The 15,804-nt window shown below is 62.0% G+C and carries 11 protein-coding genes; 5 read left to right on the top strand and 6 right to left on the bottom strand.

Annotated elements, in window-relative coordinates:
• Window positions 1–48: 48 nt before the first annotated feature.
• Entirely contained in the window at window positions 49–1,929 is a 1,881-nt protein-coding gene (locus tag ACWF5H_RS05635; protein ID WP_452035474.1) for a heavy metal translocating P-type ATPase, read from the bottom strand.
• A gap of 542 nt (window positions 1,930–2,471) precedes the next feature.
• Here ACWF5H_RS05635 and ppsA point away from each other — a divergent pair.
• The 4 genes from ppsA to ACWF5H_RS05615 all read left to right on the top strand — a co-directional run bounded on the left by ppsA (window position 2,472) and on the right by ACWF5H_RS05615 (window position 8,644).
• Complete coding sequence (ppsA, locus tag ACWF5H_RS05630) at window positions 2,472–4,862, top strand: phosphoenolpyruvate synthase (protein WP_452035473.1); 2,391 nt, start codon at window positions 2,472–2,474, stop codon at window positions 4,860–4,862.
• A gap of 234 nt (window positions 4,863–5,096) precedes the next feature.
• On the top strand, window positions 5,097–5,567 hold the full coding sequence (locus ACWF5H_RS05625; protein ID WP_452035471.1) for a pyridoxamine 5'-phosphate oxidase family protein: 471 nt from the start codon (window positions 5,097–5,099) through the stop codon (window positions 5,565–5,567).
• A 238-nt stretch (window positions 5,568–5,805) separates the two neighbouring features.
• The gene (locus tag ACWF5H_RS05620) at window positions 5,806–6,174 is read left to right on the top strand and encodes a cupin domain-containing protein (protein WP_452035469.1); all 369 of its coding nucleotides are present in this window, start codon (window positions 5,806–5,808) and stop codon (window positions 6,172–6,174) included.
• 592 nt (window positions 6,175–6,766) lie between these two features.
• On the top strand, window positions 6,767–8,644 hold the full coding sequence (locus ACWF5H_RS05615; protein WP_452035467.1) for a glycoside hydrolase family 15 protein: 1,878 nt from the start codon (window positions 6,767–6,769) through the stop codon (window positions 8,642–8,644).
• Window positions 8,645–9,195: 551 nt separating this feature from the next.
• Here the strand turns inward: ACWF5H_RS05615 and ACWF5H_RS05610 are convergent.
• Window positions 9,196–9,624, bottom strand: coding sequence for a DUF6325 family protein (locus tag ACWF5H_RS05610; protein ID WP_452035466.1), 429 nt, complete (start codon window positions 9,622–9,624; stop codon window positions 9,196–9,198).
• A 188-nt stretch (window positions 9,625–9,812) separates the two neighbouring features.
• Between ACWF5H_RS05610 and ACWF5H_RS05605 the strand changes: the two genes are divergently transcribed.
• The gene (locus tag ACWF5H_RS05605; protein WP_452035464.1) at window positions 9,813–12,440 is read left to right on the top strand and encodes a LuxR C-terminal-related transcriptional regulator; all 2,628 of its coding nucleotides are present in this window, start codon (window positions 9,813–9,815) and stop codon (window positions 12,438–12,440) included.
• Between the two features lie 135 nt (window positions 12,441–12,575).
• Here ACWF5H_RS05605 and ACWF5H_RS05600 read toward each other — a convergent pair whose 3' ends face one another.
• From ACWF5H_RS05600 to ACWF5H_RS05585, 4 genes are read right to left on the bottom strand one after another with little or no spacing between them, the layout of a single operon-like run.
• Entirely contained in the window at window positions 12,576–12,809 is a 234-nt protein-coding gene (locus ACWF5H_RS05600; RefSeq protein ID WP_452035462.1) for a ferredoxin, read from the bottom strand.
• Window positions 12,802–14,061, bottom strand: a complete 1,260-nt coding sequence (locus ACWF5H_RS05595) for an NADH-ubiquinone oxidoreductase-F iron-sulfur binding region domain-containing protein (protein ID WP_452035460.1) — start codon at window positions 14,059–14,061, stop codon at window positions 12,802–12,804. Before ACWF5H_RS05595 ends, ACWF5H_RS05600 begins: the two co-directional genes overlap by 8 nt.
• A complete protein-coding gene (locus ACWF5H_RS05590) occupies window positions 14,058–14,630 on the bottom strand; it encodes a ferric reductase-like transmembrane domain-containing protein (protein WP_452035458.1) in 573 nt (190 codons plus the stop codon). The genes ACWF5H_RS05595 and ACWF5H_RS05590 overlap by 4 nt, the downstream gene beginning before the upstream one ends.
• Entirely contained in the window at window positions 14,627–15,613 is a 987-nt protein-coding gene (locus ACWF5H_RS05585) for an FAD:protein FMN transferase (RefSeq protein WP_452036043.1), read from the bottom strand. Before ACWF5H_RS05585 ends, ACWF5H_RS05590 begins: the two co-directional genes overlap by 4 nt.
• Window positions 15,614–15,804 lie beyond the last annotated feature (191 nt).

Raw genomic sequence — 15,804 nt, 5'->3', positions numbered from 1 at the left:
ATTCGCCTCGGCCGCAAAGGCTTTTGCCGTTATCTCGCCGTGAGGGCATCACCGCCCCTGCCTTGGAAAGACATATTCGGGATGTACCGCAGCACTGGCTGCGGTCCGGCGCGATGGCGATAGTGCCCGAAGTGAATTGAGGATGGTTGCCAGATCGACCAGTTCCTGAGACAAGGCCCCAGCCACGGCCGGAATATGGCCAAAAGCCGCGGCAATCATCAACGCGACGCTGAAAACCACGCCCACCCAGATACTTTGCAGCGCCACCCGCACAGTCCGCTGCCCAATGGCCACTGCCTCGGCCACCTTGGACAGGTCATCGAGCATGACCACCACGTCCGCGGACTCGCTGGCTGCCGTCGACCCCTTGGCACCCATCGCGATCCCGATGTCGGCCGCAGCCAGCACGGGCGCGTCGTTGACCCCGTCACCGACCATCATCACCGGCCGGTGCGGCAGGTCTTTGACCCGTTCCACCTTGTCCGACGGCGTGCACTCCGCCTGTACGTGTTCGATTCCCAGTTCCCCGCCAATATGTTCGGCGGTCTCCCGGGCGTCCCCGGTGAGCATCATGGTCTCTTCGACGCCCAGCCGTCGCAACTGTTGCAGAGTCGTCCGCGCCTCAGGCCGCGCGGCATCGCTCATGATCAAGGAGCCGGCATAAACGCCATCGACAGCCACATAAACGGCCAATTGCCCGCCGGTCAGCTGCGTCTTTTCGACTGACTCAGCATTTTGCGCTACGAAAGCGTGCTTCCCGACGGCCACCGTCCGGCTGGGGAAGACAGCCTGGACACCCTGCGTCGCGTATTCAGCCGCCTGATCGGCCGGCATCAAGACCAGACCCCGCCGCGTAGCCTCCGCCATGACGGACGCAGCAAGGACATGGGAGGAGTATTGCTCGGCCGACGCGGCGAGTAGCAACAGTTCTTCAGCTCGAATCCGCGGAGGATTGCCGGCGGGCCGGACTTCCAAAAGCACTGGCTTGCCGCCGGTGAGCGTACCGGTCTTGTCGAAAACAGCGGACTTCACCCGGCTAAGTTTCTCCAGTGTCCCGCCGTTCTTGATGATGATGCCCGATCGGGAGGCTCGTCCCATTCCGGCGACAAGTGCCACCGGGGCGGCAATCAGGAGCGGGCAGGGGGTGGCCACCACAAGTACCTCGGCGAATCGTACCGGGTCGCGGCTCACCCACCAGGCGACGGCAGCAAGGGTCAGCGCAAAAACGGTGAATGGTACGGCGAAACGGTCCGCCAATCGGACCACCGGTGCCCGGCTGGCAGAGGCTTCGCGTACCAGCGTCACGATTCGGCTGTATTGCGATTCAGCCGCTGGCGCGGTCGCTTGAACGTTAACCGCCGCCTCTCCATTGACCGACCCGCTCATCACTGCATCCCCTGCGGACTTTTCGGCAGGCAAGCTCTCCCCGGTCAATGCCGACTCGTCGAAAGAGGCAAAATCCGAAATCAGCAGGCCATCCACGGGAACGACCTCTGCCGGTCGGACCAGGACCATGTCCCCCACGCGGATCTCGTCGACGCCCACGTCCTCCGGCGTCCCATCGGTCACACGATGAGCGATCTGCGGGGCCAATTCCAAGAGAGCGGTCAATTCGCGCTGGGCCCGGCCCTGCGCGTAATCTTCCAGTGCTCTGCCGCCCGAAAGCATCAGCACGATGATCATCGCGGCCAGGTACTCGCCAACAGCCACCGTGCTGACGACGGCCATCAATGCCAGCAGGTCCATCCCCCGCCGCCCCCGGGCAACCGCGCGCACCATTCCTACGGCCAGCCAGGCCGCTACGAACAGGGCGAAAACATTGGCCAACCACTGAGCCGCCGACGCGGCCCCGCCCAGCAGCAGGCCAACCACCGCCAGCAAACACAGCACCGTTGCCAACACCAACGGGTACCGGCGAGCAATTCCCATCCTGCCTCCGCCCACTCCTGGCGCCAGTATGACCAAGGTGTTTTGCCTGCCGGCACGGCGCCCCTCACCGGCTGCAACAGCAGTCCTGGAATGTGGCGGCGGACCCCGAAGCGGACGGACCCAGCGCGCTGTCGGGCTGCGCTCCGCCCGGCTCAAGGGGCAGCCGGAACATCTCCCTCCAGTATCCACTTCCGGCCCGCCGATGCGAGGCCCGCTTGACGATCTGCCCAAGCGAGACCGCTCCGGTCCCGCCGAACCTGCCTCGGTTCACCAGTTTCTCTGGTGCCGCTGCGGCGCGGCGAGTAGATTATGAGCGCATACCGGCCTTTTGGGGAGGCTTGCATGACTGAGTGTCAAGGACTGACCGGGGCATCGTCGGCGTTGATGCTTCGGACGCTTCTCTGGAAGCCCTCCTGCACGCTCTCTAACCCGCGGACGCGACGATTACCCACCGCAAAGTCAGCTGTGATGCGGACTGGTGCTGCTTAGATCGGCCCCGGACGCGAGTATTTGACACAAGCCGACGCAAGACTGGAGGCAGCATGGAAGAGCGCTACGCGGTGTGGTTTGAAGAAACCGGGATTCAAGACATTGCGATCGTCGGCGGAAAAAACGCGTCACTCGGCGAAATGCTGCGCACATTGGCCGACCAGGGCGTCCGGGTTCCCGACGGATTCGCCACAACCTCGGCGGCATTTCGGGAATTCGTCACCACCAACGGCCTTGAGACGGCTATCCAAGAACAACTCGGTCTGTATAGACGCGGCGAAATACCGTTAAGCACGGCTGGCGAAACAATTCGCCGCTTCTTTCTTGCCGGCAGGTTTCCGGACAAAATGTCCGACTCCATCCTGGAGTTCTACGCTCAGCTCGGCGCCCGCGCCGGGATCAGTGACCTTCCCGTGGCCGTCCGCAGCAGCGCGACCGCGGAGGATCTTCCCGACGCCAGCTTCGCCGGACAGCAGGAAACCTTCCTCAACGTCAGCGGGAACGAAGCGCTGCTGGACGCTTGCCGGCGGTGTTTCGCGTCACTGTTTACCGACCGGGCGATCAGCTACCGTGCCATGAAAGGGTTTTCCGACCTTGACGTGGCACTCTCGATCGGCGTCCAGCGAATGGTTCGCGCCGATATAGGGGCCTCCGGCGTCATGTTCTCGCTGGACACGGAAACCGGTTTCCCGGATGTGGCGGTGATCAGCGCAACCTGGGGGCTGGGCGAAACGGTGGTCCAGGGAACCGTGAACCCAGACAAATACGTGATTTTCAAACCCCTGCTCAAAACGGCAGGATGCTTCCCCATCATCGAGAAATCGTGCGGCGCCAAGGAGCGGAAACTCATTTACGGGCGAGGCGGCACGGCCCGTACCCGCATGGTCCAAACCACCGAACGAGAGCGGACCTCGCTGGTCCTCTCCGACGACGAAATCCTGCAACTGGGCCAGTGGGCCGCAGTCATCGAAGAGCACTACGGCCGCCCCATGGACATGGAGTGGGCCAAGGACGGCCTGACCAATGAACTGTTCGTCGTTCAGGCCCGTCCAGAGACGGTGCAAGCGGGCCGCAGCAATACTGTCTTCACCACGCGCCGTCTTATCGGACGCGGTCCGCTTCTTGCCGCCGGAGCGGCGATCGGCGACTCGATCGCAACTGGTCCTGCCTGCGTCATCCGCAATACGGCTGAGATCCATCGGTTTCGTGACGGCTCGATCCTGGTTACGGAGATGACCGATCCTGACTGGGTTCCGATCATGCGGCGCGCTGCCGGAATCGTTACCGAGCACGGCGGACCCACGAGTCACGCGGCCATCATCAGCAGGGAATTGGGCGTGCCGGCAGTCGTCGGCACCGGCCATGCCACGGAAAACGTGACGGACGGCGAGATGCTCACCCTCTCCTGTGCCGAGGGCGACGAGGGGCACGTCTTTCAAGGAACCCTCGAGTTCCAAACCGAACAGGTCGATCTGCAGGATCTTCCTCCAACGACGACCCAAGTGATGACCAACCTCGCCAGTCCGTCCTCCGCCTTCAAATGGTGGCGGCTGCCCGTGGCCGGTGTCGGTCTGGCACGGATGGAATTCATCATCAACGAACTAATCCGGATCCACCCCATGGCACTGGCGCAGCCCCAACGTGTCACTGATACAGACGAAGCAGCACAGATCCGGACCCGCACCCGTGCCTACTCCGACCCGCGCGACTACTTCGTCCACACCTTGGCATCAGGGCTGGCCAAGATCAGCGCGCCCTTTTACCCGGACCCGGTCATCGTGCGGCTCAGCGACTTCAAAAGCAATGAATACGCGCGCCTGCTCGGAGGCAGCGCTTTTGAGCAGGCAGAGGAAAACCCCATGCTCGGGTTCCGCGGAGCCTCCCGTTACTACAACGATCGCTACCGCCAGGGCTTCGACCTCGAGTGCCTGGCGCTGAAACGAGTAAGGGAGCACCTAGGCTTTCACAACGTCATCATCATGGTCCCGTTTTGCCGGACGGTCGCCGAAGCAGATCAAGTACTGGCGGCCATGGCCGAGAACGGCCTGGCACGGGGGGAAGCCGGATTGCAGATCTACATGATGTGCGAGATACCCTCCAACGTCATTCTGGCGTCTGAATTCGCCACCCGGTTCGATGGCTTTTCAATCGGTTCAAACGACTTGACGCAGCTTGTCCTTGGCGTAGACCGCGACTCTGAATTGCTGGCTCCGCTGTTCGACGAACGGGACGAAGCGGTCAAGCACATGATTCGGGACGTCATTTCCCAGGCCCACCGCGCCGGAATCAAGATTGGAATCTGCGGACAAGGCCCTAGCAACCACACCGACTTCGCCGAGTTCCTCATCGAACTGGGAATCGACTCGGTGTCCCTGAATCCAGACACCGTACTCAAGACCATTCCGGTGATCGCCGCCGCCGAACGCCGAAGGGATGGATCCTGACTAGTCAGATCCATCGGGGAAATCGTCTACGGAGTCGACGTCTTCAACCACTCGCTGCCCGAGCCGCGGGAAGTCCACTGGCCAAGGCTCCCCAGGAGTCAATGTGCACGGCGGAGGTCTGAGCAAGCACTTGGCTTGGGACCGGGATCGCTCCCCAGGCCGGGTGGCCAGGAGTCAAAGTCGAGAGAATGCTGACACTGGCTCGCCGCTTGGGTTGAGAGTAGGCTCGCCGCCATGGAGAACAAGCCCTCACCGCCCACCGTTGAAGTTCTGGAGGCAGACGAGTGCTGGCGACTGCTTCGTGGTGTTGCGCTGGGCCGTCTTGCTGTCTGGGTCGACGACCACCCTGAGCTGTTTCCGCTCAACTTCCGAACTGACAAACAAAGCATCGTTTTTCGCACTGCGCCGGGCACCAAACTATCCGCGGCGTTGGAGGGAAAACCGGTGGCATTGGAAGCGGATCACATCAACGGCCGCACCAATGTAGCCTGGAGTGTGGTTGTCAAAGGACAGGCGGCAGAGGTGGAACCGACCGAAGAATTCCGGACCGACGTCGCCCAACTCCTGTTTCCGTGGAGTCCAGGGACCAAGGACCGCTTCGTTCGGATCACCCCCGCCGCCATTACAGGCCGCCGGTTCACGATCGCGCCCCCGCAAACATGGGAAATCACTCTGGACGATGCAACAAGGGCTGGATTCGAATAAGTTGCGTTCTGCTCCCACTATCGGCAGCTGATACTTCCTGAACCAGCGGGGGCTCTTGCCGCCTCTTCGGCTGCGCGGGCAGCCGGCCTCTCACTCCTATTTGCCACTTCCTCAACCTCTTTTCGCCGGTTGTGAAGCCCGCGCTGCCCTCGCTGCCACCCTTTGCCGACTCATTGACCCGCTCCCGGCCGGCTGCCAAACTTTGAGCATCGCACCTTTTGGTTCAAAGGAGATCCTCATGGCTGGCATGATCCGCAAGAGTCTGAATGAGCCCGAAGAAACCCGACCTTTCGAGGACGGCAAAGGAAAGCTGGACCTAGTTCACCTTGAGGCTGGCGGCGTCGGACGGGCCGTTTTCGAACCCGGCTGGCAATGGTCCAAGCATGTGAAACCGATTGCCAAAACGGACAGTTGCCAGGCTAACCATGCTGGCTATGTGCTGTCTGGACGCATGAAGATCGTCATGGACGACGGCGAAGAAAACGAGTTCGCCGCCGGTGACTACATGTCGGTCCCGCCAGGCCACGATGCGTGGGTCCTCGGCGACGAGCAATGCGTAGTCATCGACTGGGCGGGATACGCAGACTACGCTAAGCGCCGCGACTAAAATTTCATCCCGCCGAATTCCGGACGTCGGGCCCAACGCATGCTGCGGCGGCTGCCCCTAGCCAGCTGCCCCAGGAAAAGTCCGCATATTCTCACCGTCTACCGGTCCCAGCAGCATCTCGATTCCCCTCGGTGCGCTGAGCATGGCGCCTTTCCCCACGGCGGTCGAACGACCCGGTTCTGAACCGCCCCGAACGGCCTGCCCAGCCTCCGGACCCGCGAGGTGGGCGCCCCTCACGCTCATTCAATACACGCTCCACCATCCGAATTTGCCCGCCGGCAAGCGTAGGCCGCTGCGCGGCGACTCCGTCCATGCGCGGGCGCAGAGTTCTGAAGCTGCTTGCCGCAAGTGAGGGTCGTGGCGGTGGACGTTCAGTGAGCCCGGGGCCTCGAGATAGCTTCACAGGACCGTCAGTGGTTGCTCATCCTTCAGGGATGATGACACCGCAGGCGGGCACCCTGAACATATAAATGAGTTGCCATGATTCCAGCCTGACATTCCAGCCTGACGAAATGATGCCGCCAAACGGTCACTGCCTCTTCAGCATCCGCCGTCAGAACAGCCTCAGATACTTGAAGAAAAGGTCTTCGTGATGAACACACACCCACTGATCGCCGATCACGGCCTTATCGGTGATCTACAGACGGCGGCGCTGGTTGCTACCGACGGCACACTTGATTGGTTCTGCAGCCCACGCTTCGATTCGCCCAGCATTTTCGCCTCCTTGCTTGACCCGGAGCGTGGGGGCTACTTCACCACACGGCCCCGCGAGGAGGCATTCGAGACAAAGCAGCTCTACTTCCCCGACACAGCGATCCTGATTACGCGTTTCTTGACGGAGGCAGGGGTCGGGGAACTCATGGATTTCATGCCAACGACCGGCACCGACCCCAGCCAAAAGCACGACCTAGTGCGAATGATCCGATGCGTTCGAGGAAGGATTTCATTCGACATTGAGGTTGCTCCCCGGTTCGACTACGGACGTCAGAGCCATGAGCTGACGGTCTCCGAAGCAGGCGCCGTCTTCGACGCGGGCGACATGCGTCTGAGCCTCAGCCTCATCCGGGAGGAGGGCGAAGAACAGCTAGGCCGTGACGTCTCCACCACTGACGAAGGTTCGCTGCGGGCTGTCCTCACTTTGGAGGAAGGTCAGATGCGCGGCGTCGTGCTGGAGACAGGTCCGGATGTAGCCCCCAAGATGATGCGACCTGCCGAGGCCCAACAACTGGCCGATGACACAGCGCACTTTTGGCACGACTGGCTCAGCCAATCCACCTATACGGGACGGTGGCGCGCGGTCTTGGAGCGGTCTGCCATCACGCTGAAGCTGCTGACGTATGCCCCCAGCGGAAGCCTGGTGGCTGCTCCCACAGCCGGCCTTCCGGAGGAGATCGGCGGGGAACGCAACTGGGACTACAGATTCACCTGGATCCGCGACGGCTCCTTCTCCGTACACGCGCTGCTCCGCATGGGCTTCGTGGATGAGGCTGTCGCCTTCAGCCAGTGGCTGCGCGACCGAGTTAGTGAGCCCCGGGCGGAAGGCTCCTACCCGCTGGACATCATGTACCGCGTAGATGGCAGCACAGAACTGCACGAGGAAGTCCTGACGGATTGGAAGGGTTATCGCGGCTCCTACCCGGTGCGGATTGGAAACGGCGCGGCCGACCAACTCCAGTTGGACATTTACGGCGAAGCGCTAGATGCGATGTACTACCTGGACGGCGCGGGTGTCGGAATCGGCCAAGCCGGATGGCTCAGCATCTCCGAATTGCTCGATTGGCTTGCCGATAATTGGGACCAGCCCGAAGAAGGGATCTGGGAGACCCGGGGCGGCCGCAAAGACTTCACGTACGGCAGACTCATGTGTTGGGTCGCGTTTGACCGGGGCATCCGGCTCGCAGCGTCGCACGGGCGGCCGGCGCCACTCGACCGGTGGATCGCCGCACGAGACGGCATCTACCAGCAAATCATGGAAAAGGGGTGGAGCAGCGAACGCCAAGCCTTCGTCCAGCAGTACGGAGACAACGTCCTCGACGCCGCGTTGCTGAAGATGCCTCAGGTCGGCTTCGTGTCCCCGCAAGATCCCATGTGGCAGTCGACGCTCCGGGCGATGGATAAAGAGCTGGTCTCAGATAGTTTGGTCTACCGCTACGACCCCAGTGCCTCCCCCGACGGGCTGCGCGGTTCGGAGGGGACGTTCTCACTCTGCACGTTCCTGTATGTCGATGCCCTGGCCCGGTCTGGCCGGCTCGAAGAGGCACGATTGACGTTCGACAAGATGCTGACTTACGCAAACCACGTCGGGTTGTACTCCGAGGAGATCGCTGCCACCGGAGAGCAGATCGGCAATTTTCCGCAGGCCTTCACTCATCTGGCACTGATCGATGCCGCCATGACCCTCAACGAGCGTCTGGACGCCGCGCAGAATGGCCGGCGATTCCGCGGCCAGGCAGGGCGCACATCGCCCTAGCGCACCGCAGCCAAGCGTTCAGGGAGTGCCCGGTGGCCATCAGTGACCCGGGCCGGTGGGGATCCAGTTCTGAGCAGGCCGTCAGCTGGGAACTGCAGCCACTTCAGGGGGCGAGACCCCCGGTTGTTCCCTCTTCAGGTTGTTCCCTCTTCAGACTGAGGGCGGCCGCACTGCGGCCGGGTTGAGTTCTAGACTGCGGCAGTCGCTGGCTATCCACAGGAGCGAGCGGCGTAAAGCTGCTCCCTGAGCGCTCATGACAGGAGACGCGCTTTCGCGGCAGCGAATTCCTTATCAGTCAGCACCCGGGCGGCATGAAGTTCCGCAAGAATTTCGAGCTGATCAGCCAGCCACTCTTTACCGGCAGGGGTAGCGGACGGGACGCCCAGTGCTCGCTGTTCTGCAGCCCGGCGGGAACGGACGCGATCATCGATTGAACCTGCTGTGACGCGGGCTGCGCCCGAGATTGCAGCAGATCTCGCAATGGTCCCGAGCAGCCCAGGGAGGCCGCTTCTAGCAAAAGTCATCAGAATTTCTCGTGGTCGGTGGCCGGTTCAGGTCGCTGATATGCCGACGGCTTCGACGGCTGCGACTACTGTTTCGTGGGGAATTCTCGCGTACAGGGTCGTCACCCCTCCTGAATCTTGTACCGCATCAGAAAGGTGCTGAGCCCAGCGATGTTCTAGCGCTAATACCAAAGCTGTTTCGTTGTTTCCTATAGATTCAGCTGCGACTTCGAGATCCGTGTCGCTGAGGAGCGTTAGCAACCGTGGATGATCTATGAGGCCGGACCAAGCTTCCTGAAGCTGGTCTTCCAGATCACGAACGTGCACAACTCCATGCTCGTCTCGAGATAGCAATACCAGGTCAATGATGGCCACGGCACCGGGCTTAACCGCCTCTCTCAGCGCATCGATGACCCTTACGTCGACCTCCGATCGCCGAAAGGCACAAATCATCACTTCAACGGGTCCGACTTTCATGTGTGACTCCTGTTGCCGGAACTGCAGGTCCTATAAATACTCCCCGCACCGGTCCAGCCCGACCTCACCCGCCCCGGATGATCTGTTGACCTTGCAGCCAGGTGACTGGTCGTATCCTTCGATCTGCTGAAAGAGACGCCCTGGAGATGCCGCTTGGCTCTTGTTGTATCGCAGGGTCTGCGCCTACCATGAGCGACGTGGGACACATATCGCCCAGTCCCCAGTTCAAGATTAAGCCCCCGCATCGCGTGGAGCTGGCCATCGAGCGTCCCCGCTTGTGCGAGGCCCTGTCGCTTGCCGCCGATTCCCACAGGCTCATCCTCGTCGAGGCTCCCGCGGGCTACGGTAAGTCCACCATCTTGAGCGACTGGGTTCGGAATGCAACCATCCCTTCAGCATGGCTCACTCTTGACCGCTTTGACGCGCGGCCTGAGCGGTTGTTTCGCGGCGTTCTAGCCGCGGTACAGTCGACAGCCGCAGGAATATCCCCTGCCTTGAACGACGTCTTGCTGGCCGCTGATCGGACGCACACCCAAGACGAAGTAGCGTCCTATGACAATCTACTTGCGGGACTCGACCTGCTGCAGGAACCACTAGCCCTCGTTATAGATGACGTGCATCTGGCTGGTCCGGGACTAGTAGACGGCATTGTCGGGATACTCACCAGCTCAGCGCCCCCGGCCTTACGGCTGATTCTGTCCGGCCGCGATCATTCTTCGCTGCGGCTGGAGAAACTCCGCTATGCCGACGGGTTGGAGGAATTTCGCAGTGATGAATTGGCTTTCACCTTTCGAGAGGCCATGGACTTGGCTGTCAGCCTCAACGCGGCCCCAGAGTTGGATGTTGAAGCTCTGTGGCGGGCCACGGCTGGGTGGCCGGTGGCCCTCCATGCTGGATTTGTTGGCACACCGGCCAAGAAAGTGCACGAAGACGGTTCCGGTGGATTCACACCACAGAGAGCTTTCACTGAATACATTGCTGAAGAAGTTCTCGGCCAACTTGATCCCCCACTGGCAGACTTCGTTTTGCGGGCCACAACCAGCGACTGGCTCGAGCACGAACTCGCTGTCGCACTGTCCGGGCTGCCAACCGGCGGCATCCTCCTCCAAGAGTGCATTAGAAAGGGACTTTTCATCGAGGAGAAAGACTACCGTGGGGACAAATCCGTCTACCACTGGCAACCCCTGTTCGCAGCCCAATGCCGGGAAATACTGCAGGAACGCAATCGGGTTCTAGCAGAGCACCTCCACCGAGTTGCGGCCCGCTTCTACCAAGACCTCGACATTTCCGAGAGTGTCAGCCAGGCCATTTCCGGACGAGATCCTCATCAGGTCGTGACCGCCTTGGTAGCCCACTGGTTGGATTATCTGCTGCGCAATGGCCGCTCCCCGCTTGAGCAACTGTGCTCTGACTTGCCGTCACCGTGGAGTGACCACGCCGGAGTACTCATGATCAGGTCTATCTGCCGTGCACTTGCCGGCGATGAACAGTCAGCGGTGGACCTTGCCCATCGCGCGTCTGCCGGTCTGTCTGCTCTGGAGACCGTGCGTCGGGGGCGGTTCGAACTGTATGTGGACTTGCTCGGGCTGATCCCGAACGATGGCAGCGTTCAGGTGTACGAAGTATCCGGGCGATCGTCGGAAACCTCAGGCGGAGCACGGCGCCACCCAGCCCCGCTGGACACCGGCACATCGCTGTTGGGACAGTCGGGCGTCCGTGAGCCTGAGGACGAGCACCTCACCCGTCTGCCTTCCCCCACACTGAAAGCTGCCGACAGGAACCATTCGGCAGTGGCTGATGAATTAATCGCCACATCGGAGATCGCGTTGGCGTATGCAGTGGCGGGCGATTTCGTGGCCGTTGATGAGCAAGTGGTCGACGCTTTAAACCGTGCCGACGAACTCGGATGGAGCCCGGAGGGCCGGATTCCCTGCCTCTGGCTGGCACAGGGAATCGCGAGCTACTGGATCGATGATCTGGCTGGCGCCCGGGCGCATTTGGACAAGGTTTCGCCGTCGGGAGGTCGCGCATCTTCGATCGATAAATTAAGCGCCATGTACCGTGTTCTGGTCGATTGCGCGCGGGGCATTCCCGCCCAGCTCGCCGACACAAGCCAGATGCTGACGTCTCTCCACGCCAACGGGCTGCGCGGACCTTCGTGGAGTGCCCTGTCTACGATGGCAAACGCAAAAATCGCCGAAGCCGAAGGAGACTTGGCTGGCGCGCTGGAGATGGTGAAGCCTCTGGAGGACGGCGAGAATCCTGTTCTGGTCGATGTGTTTCTTGCCGAACTTCTCAGACGTGGCGGAAAATTTGCCGAAGCGCTGAACTGCACTAAGGCCGTGACAGAACGCGAGCGCGACTCTTACACGGGCACAAGTATCGCTCTGACTGAGGCACTCCTGGCCGCCACGGACGGTGACATGGCCGCAGCGCACGAGCGGGTTGAGCACGCGGTTGCCCTTGCGGAGCCGCAGCGCATCATTCGTCCCTTCGCAGAGCGTAGGGACGAATTAGCTGGACTTCTCATGCAGCACGCGGTCTGGGGCACCGCCCATGAGGCCTTTGTAGCGGCACAGCTAAAGGAACATACCCACAGCGACACCCTGACGACCTTCTTGTACTGGCGTCTCACGGAGCGTGAATTGGAGGTCCTTGCTTACATGCGCTCGATGATGACCGCGGCCGATATTGGAAAGGCACTGTTCATATCGGTGAACACCGTTAAGACGCACCAGCGATCTATTTACCGTAAACTCGGCGCGGCAAGTCGGCGGGACGTGCTCAAGATTGCCGCAGCCCGCGGAATCATCTAGCACCTCCGGTGCGGCCGAAGCTGAACTGGCCGGCTTCCGGTTTCATACTCTGGAGGTGAGTCCTTGGTTCCCCCCTGAAGACGGTGAACCGAGTATCCGGGAATATCCACGAGGGCGGTACCAGGAGTGATTCGTTCAGTCGCTTTTGGCCGGGGGCCTGAGAGTGAGCGCGAGTTTCGGACAAAGAATGACTGCCTCCCGGGCAGCTTCTTCCTGTTCGGGAGCAATCGAGACCTCTCCCCTGATGGCCTCCCGCCGACGGGAGATGGGGTAGCCCCAGTCGTCACGCATCAGCACACTGGCCAAAAGCTCAGTACAGAGGCCTCTCCCGTCGCACCGGGTCCAGTCAACGTGGAGAGAACTATTCATGGCGCGCGCCCCGAACAACCCTGGTACACCGGCCGGAGAGGTGCTCCTTGACATCCTCGGAGAAGGTTTCCAGTGCACTGCTGACCATGCGGACGGTGCCGCCCGGATGATGGCAGGACCCGCGGCCTGTGACCATGCCGCCCAGCCGTTCGATCTCAGTCACCAACCCCGAGTTCCGCTCGCCATAGGCAAGACGGTTCAACACGCCTGCCATGGCAGGAAGGCCAAACATGCATGGGCCGCATTGCCTTGCGCTTTGATCGGCCAGATATCCGGCAATTTGCGCGGTGGCTGCCAGCCCGCACTGATCCGCGTGCAAAACATAGATGACCCCCGCTCCGGGCCGAACCACCGTTGCAATGGGGCCAGAAGGCGAGAGTCGGTAGTCCAACGGCCTCACCCATCGGCCGTGATATCCGCCAATGAGGACGGCAGACAACTCCTCCGGACCAATCCCGACGCTGCGCAGAATGCCGTGCAGGGAAGCATCGCCAGCTACCTCAAGAACCTGGTCCGGCCCAGCACCTGCCACGGTAACCAGTCGGGTGCCCGGGTCCCGGGCCGTGCCGGAGCTTCTGAACCAGTCAACGCCAAAGCGCGCCAGCAGCCCGATATGGGCGAGCGATTCTACGTTAAGCACAAGGGTGGGGCGTCCCTTGAGCCCTGCATCACTGAGCCGGCGGCGCTTGTCCATCGGAAGCGACGGGCCCCCCGAGATCCTGTTCACTACCGCGCTGGCTTCGCCGGAAATGAATGTATCGTCCGCCTTCACCGGCCGGATATGGCGCGCATCCCTGCGCTCTGCGACGGCGGACTGCACTGAGGACATGGTTTCCGGTGTCACATAAATGTAGGCACGGGACGCCTGCAACGCGGCGGCCGCCACCAACACACCATCCAGCACCAAATGCGGCGCATTCGCCAACAGGGCAGCGTCCTTATGGCTGAGTGGTTCCCCCTCCGCACCGTTGGCTATCACCACCGGGCGGGGCGAAAACAGACCGCGGCCGCCGGAATCGGCCGCGGCAGCCATCTTGCGCCAGGATGCAAAAGCCGCTCCACCGCGGCCGGTGAGGCCGGACGCCTCCAACACGCCAATGAAGCCCGAGGTCACGGCTCCGATGTCGAGGCTCCCGTAGGCCTGTAGATGCTCGGAGTAACCGGCCCGGGACCCGGCCAGGAAAAGCCGCGCAGCACCGCCCGGAGAAAGTGCGGGAGGAACATGCCGGAGAGCTGCGGTTGGCCATCTCATTGGAACCGTTCCTCTCCGCCCAAACTCTGACGGGCCCGGGAGGTTTCCAGGAAGGTGGGCGACAGACGCCAGAGGATGGCGCCGAAGACCGCGGCTACCGAAGCAGCCGCTGAGACCAAGAAGAGCTTGTCAGTTCCGTTGGTGCCGTTGCCGACGGCATGAGCCAGCGCGACGGGCCACGCTGCGTAGGTGATCCAATGCGCGGCTTTGAAGACACGTTGTCCAATGCGGTGACGCAGCAAAGCGGTGATCACAACCGCCAGCACAAGATCCAGTGCTACCGTTCCCAGTCCCTGCCAGAACGGGCGGAACGACCCAAGAAATGGAACCAGCAGGTCAATGGGATTGAGCCGGGCAAGTGGATCCAACATCAGGCTGCCCACGTGCAGTGCCAGGAAGACGGTGCCCAACAAGGCGACGTTGCGGTGCAACATGGTCACCGAGAATCTCGGCAGCCCGAATACCGGCCGTCCGGAGCGGGACACGATACCCAGCAGGACGGAACCGGTGAACAGAAACAGTGCTACAAACCCGCTCATTCGCCCCACCGCCCAGGCAGCTTCATTCATGACAGCCGCTCCTTGGCCGCGTCCTGGTCGGAAGGCCAGCGCCCGGTCGTCGTCGTCCGCCCGTGTCCATCCACCAAACGCCCTGAGATTTCATGCCGAAGGAACCACCCCACTGCGCCAAGGCCACGCACGACGGCGGCGGTGCTCAAGGCATTGGCCTCGAGACAGGAGGGCGCAGCCACCGTGACTGAACGCCAGACCGGGGCGGCAGGCAAGCCGAAGCGTGGATCCAAAATATGGTGCACGGACGTTCCCGCCTGTCGCCAACGCCGCTTTTGCGTGCTCGAGGTTGCCATGCCGCAGCCAGTCGACAGGGAGACCTGCTGGGCCGGATCCGCCGGCACGTCCTGCACCAAAATCTGCCAGCCACCTTCCGGGGCTGGGCCAGCGGCGGAGAGGTCTCCACCCAGGGAAACCAATGCGCCGGTCCCGAGCTCGGCCCATATGCGGGAGGCCGCCATATCCGCTGCGACCGCCTTTGCGGTCGCACCCAGGTCCAGCCGGACATCGTCTGGCACCGTCAATATGCCATTTCGGAGAGATACCCGGGACCAGCCGGAGACATACCTTTTCTGCCGAGGCCTCACCAGACCCAGGCCTGCCTGCTGGCTGATGGTTTCAGGCGGCCAGACCTGGATTTCGCCGATGTCCCGGTCATAGCCGAGCGCTTCAAGGTCCTTCCCGAGAGTCGGATCGACATCGCCGTCCGTCCACCGGGCAGCAGCGAGAGCACTTTCGACCAGGCTGCCCAGCAACGGGCTCACCGTAGCCCCGGCCGCTAAGCGCGCTTGCAGCCTGGCCAACTCGGAGTCGGGCCGGAAGCGACTGCATGCCTCATCCACTGACGCCGTGACAGCCCGGACAATCTCCTCGGCCGCGCCCAGAACGCCCGGGTCGCACACGACTACGGAGGCCTCCAGGCCCCACACGGACCAATCAGAGCGGCACGCTGCCGGCTCTAACGATTTGGGCTGATGCGGCATGATCACGACCCCGAGGAAAGGCCCTGGATGTTTCCTCCGGTGCCGGGCTGGACCGGGCTGAACCCAGAGTCACCGCTTTGCCCGGAAAATCCGGAGCCTGAATCATCTCCGTCGGCGTTGCCGGTCCCCTGGCTCTGGTTGTGATTTTGTCCAGAGACCACGGGATTGCTCGTGCTCGGCTGCGCTGCTGC

It is taken from the genome of Arthrobacter sp. NPDC055138 (genome assembly GCF_053607305.1).
Note: the sequence above shows the minus strand (reverse complement) of the source record. Positions and strands in the feature narration are given on the sequence as shown.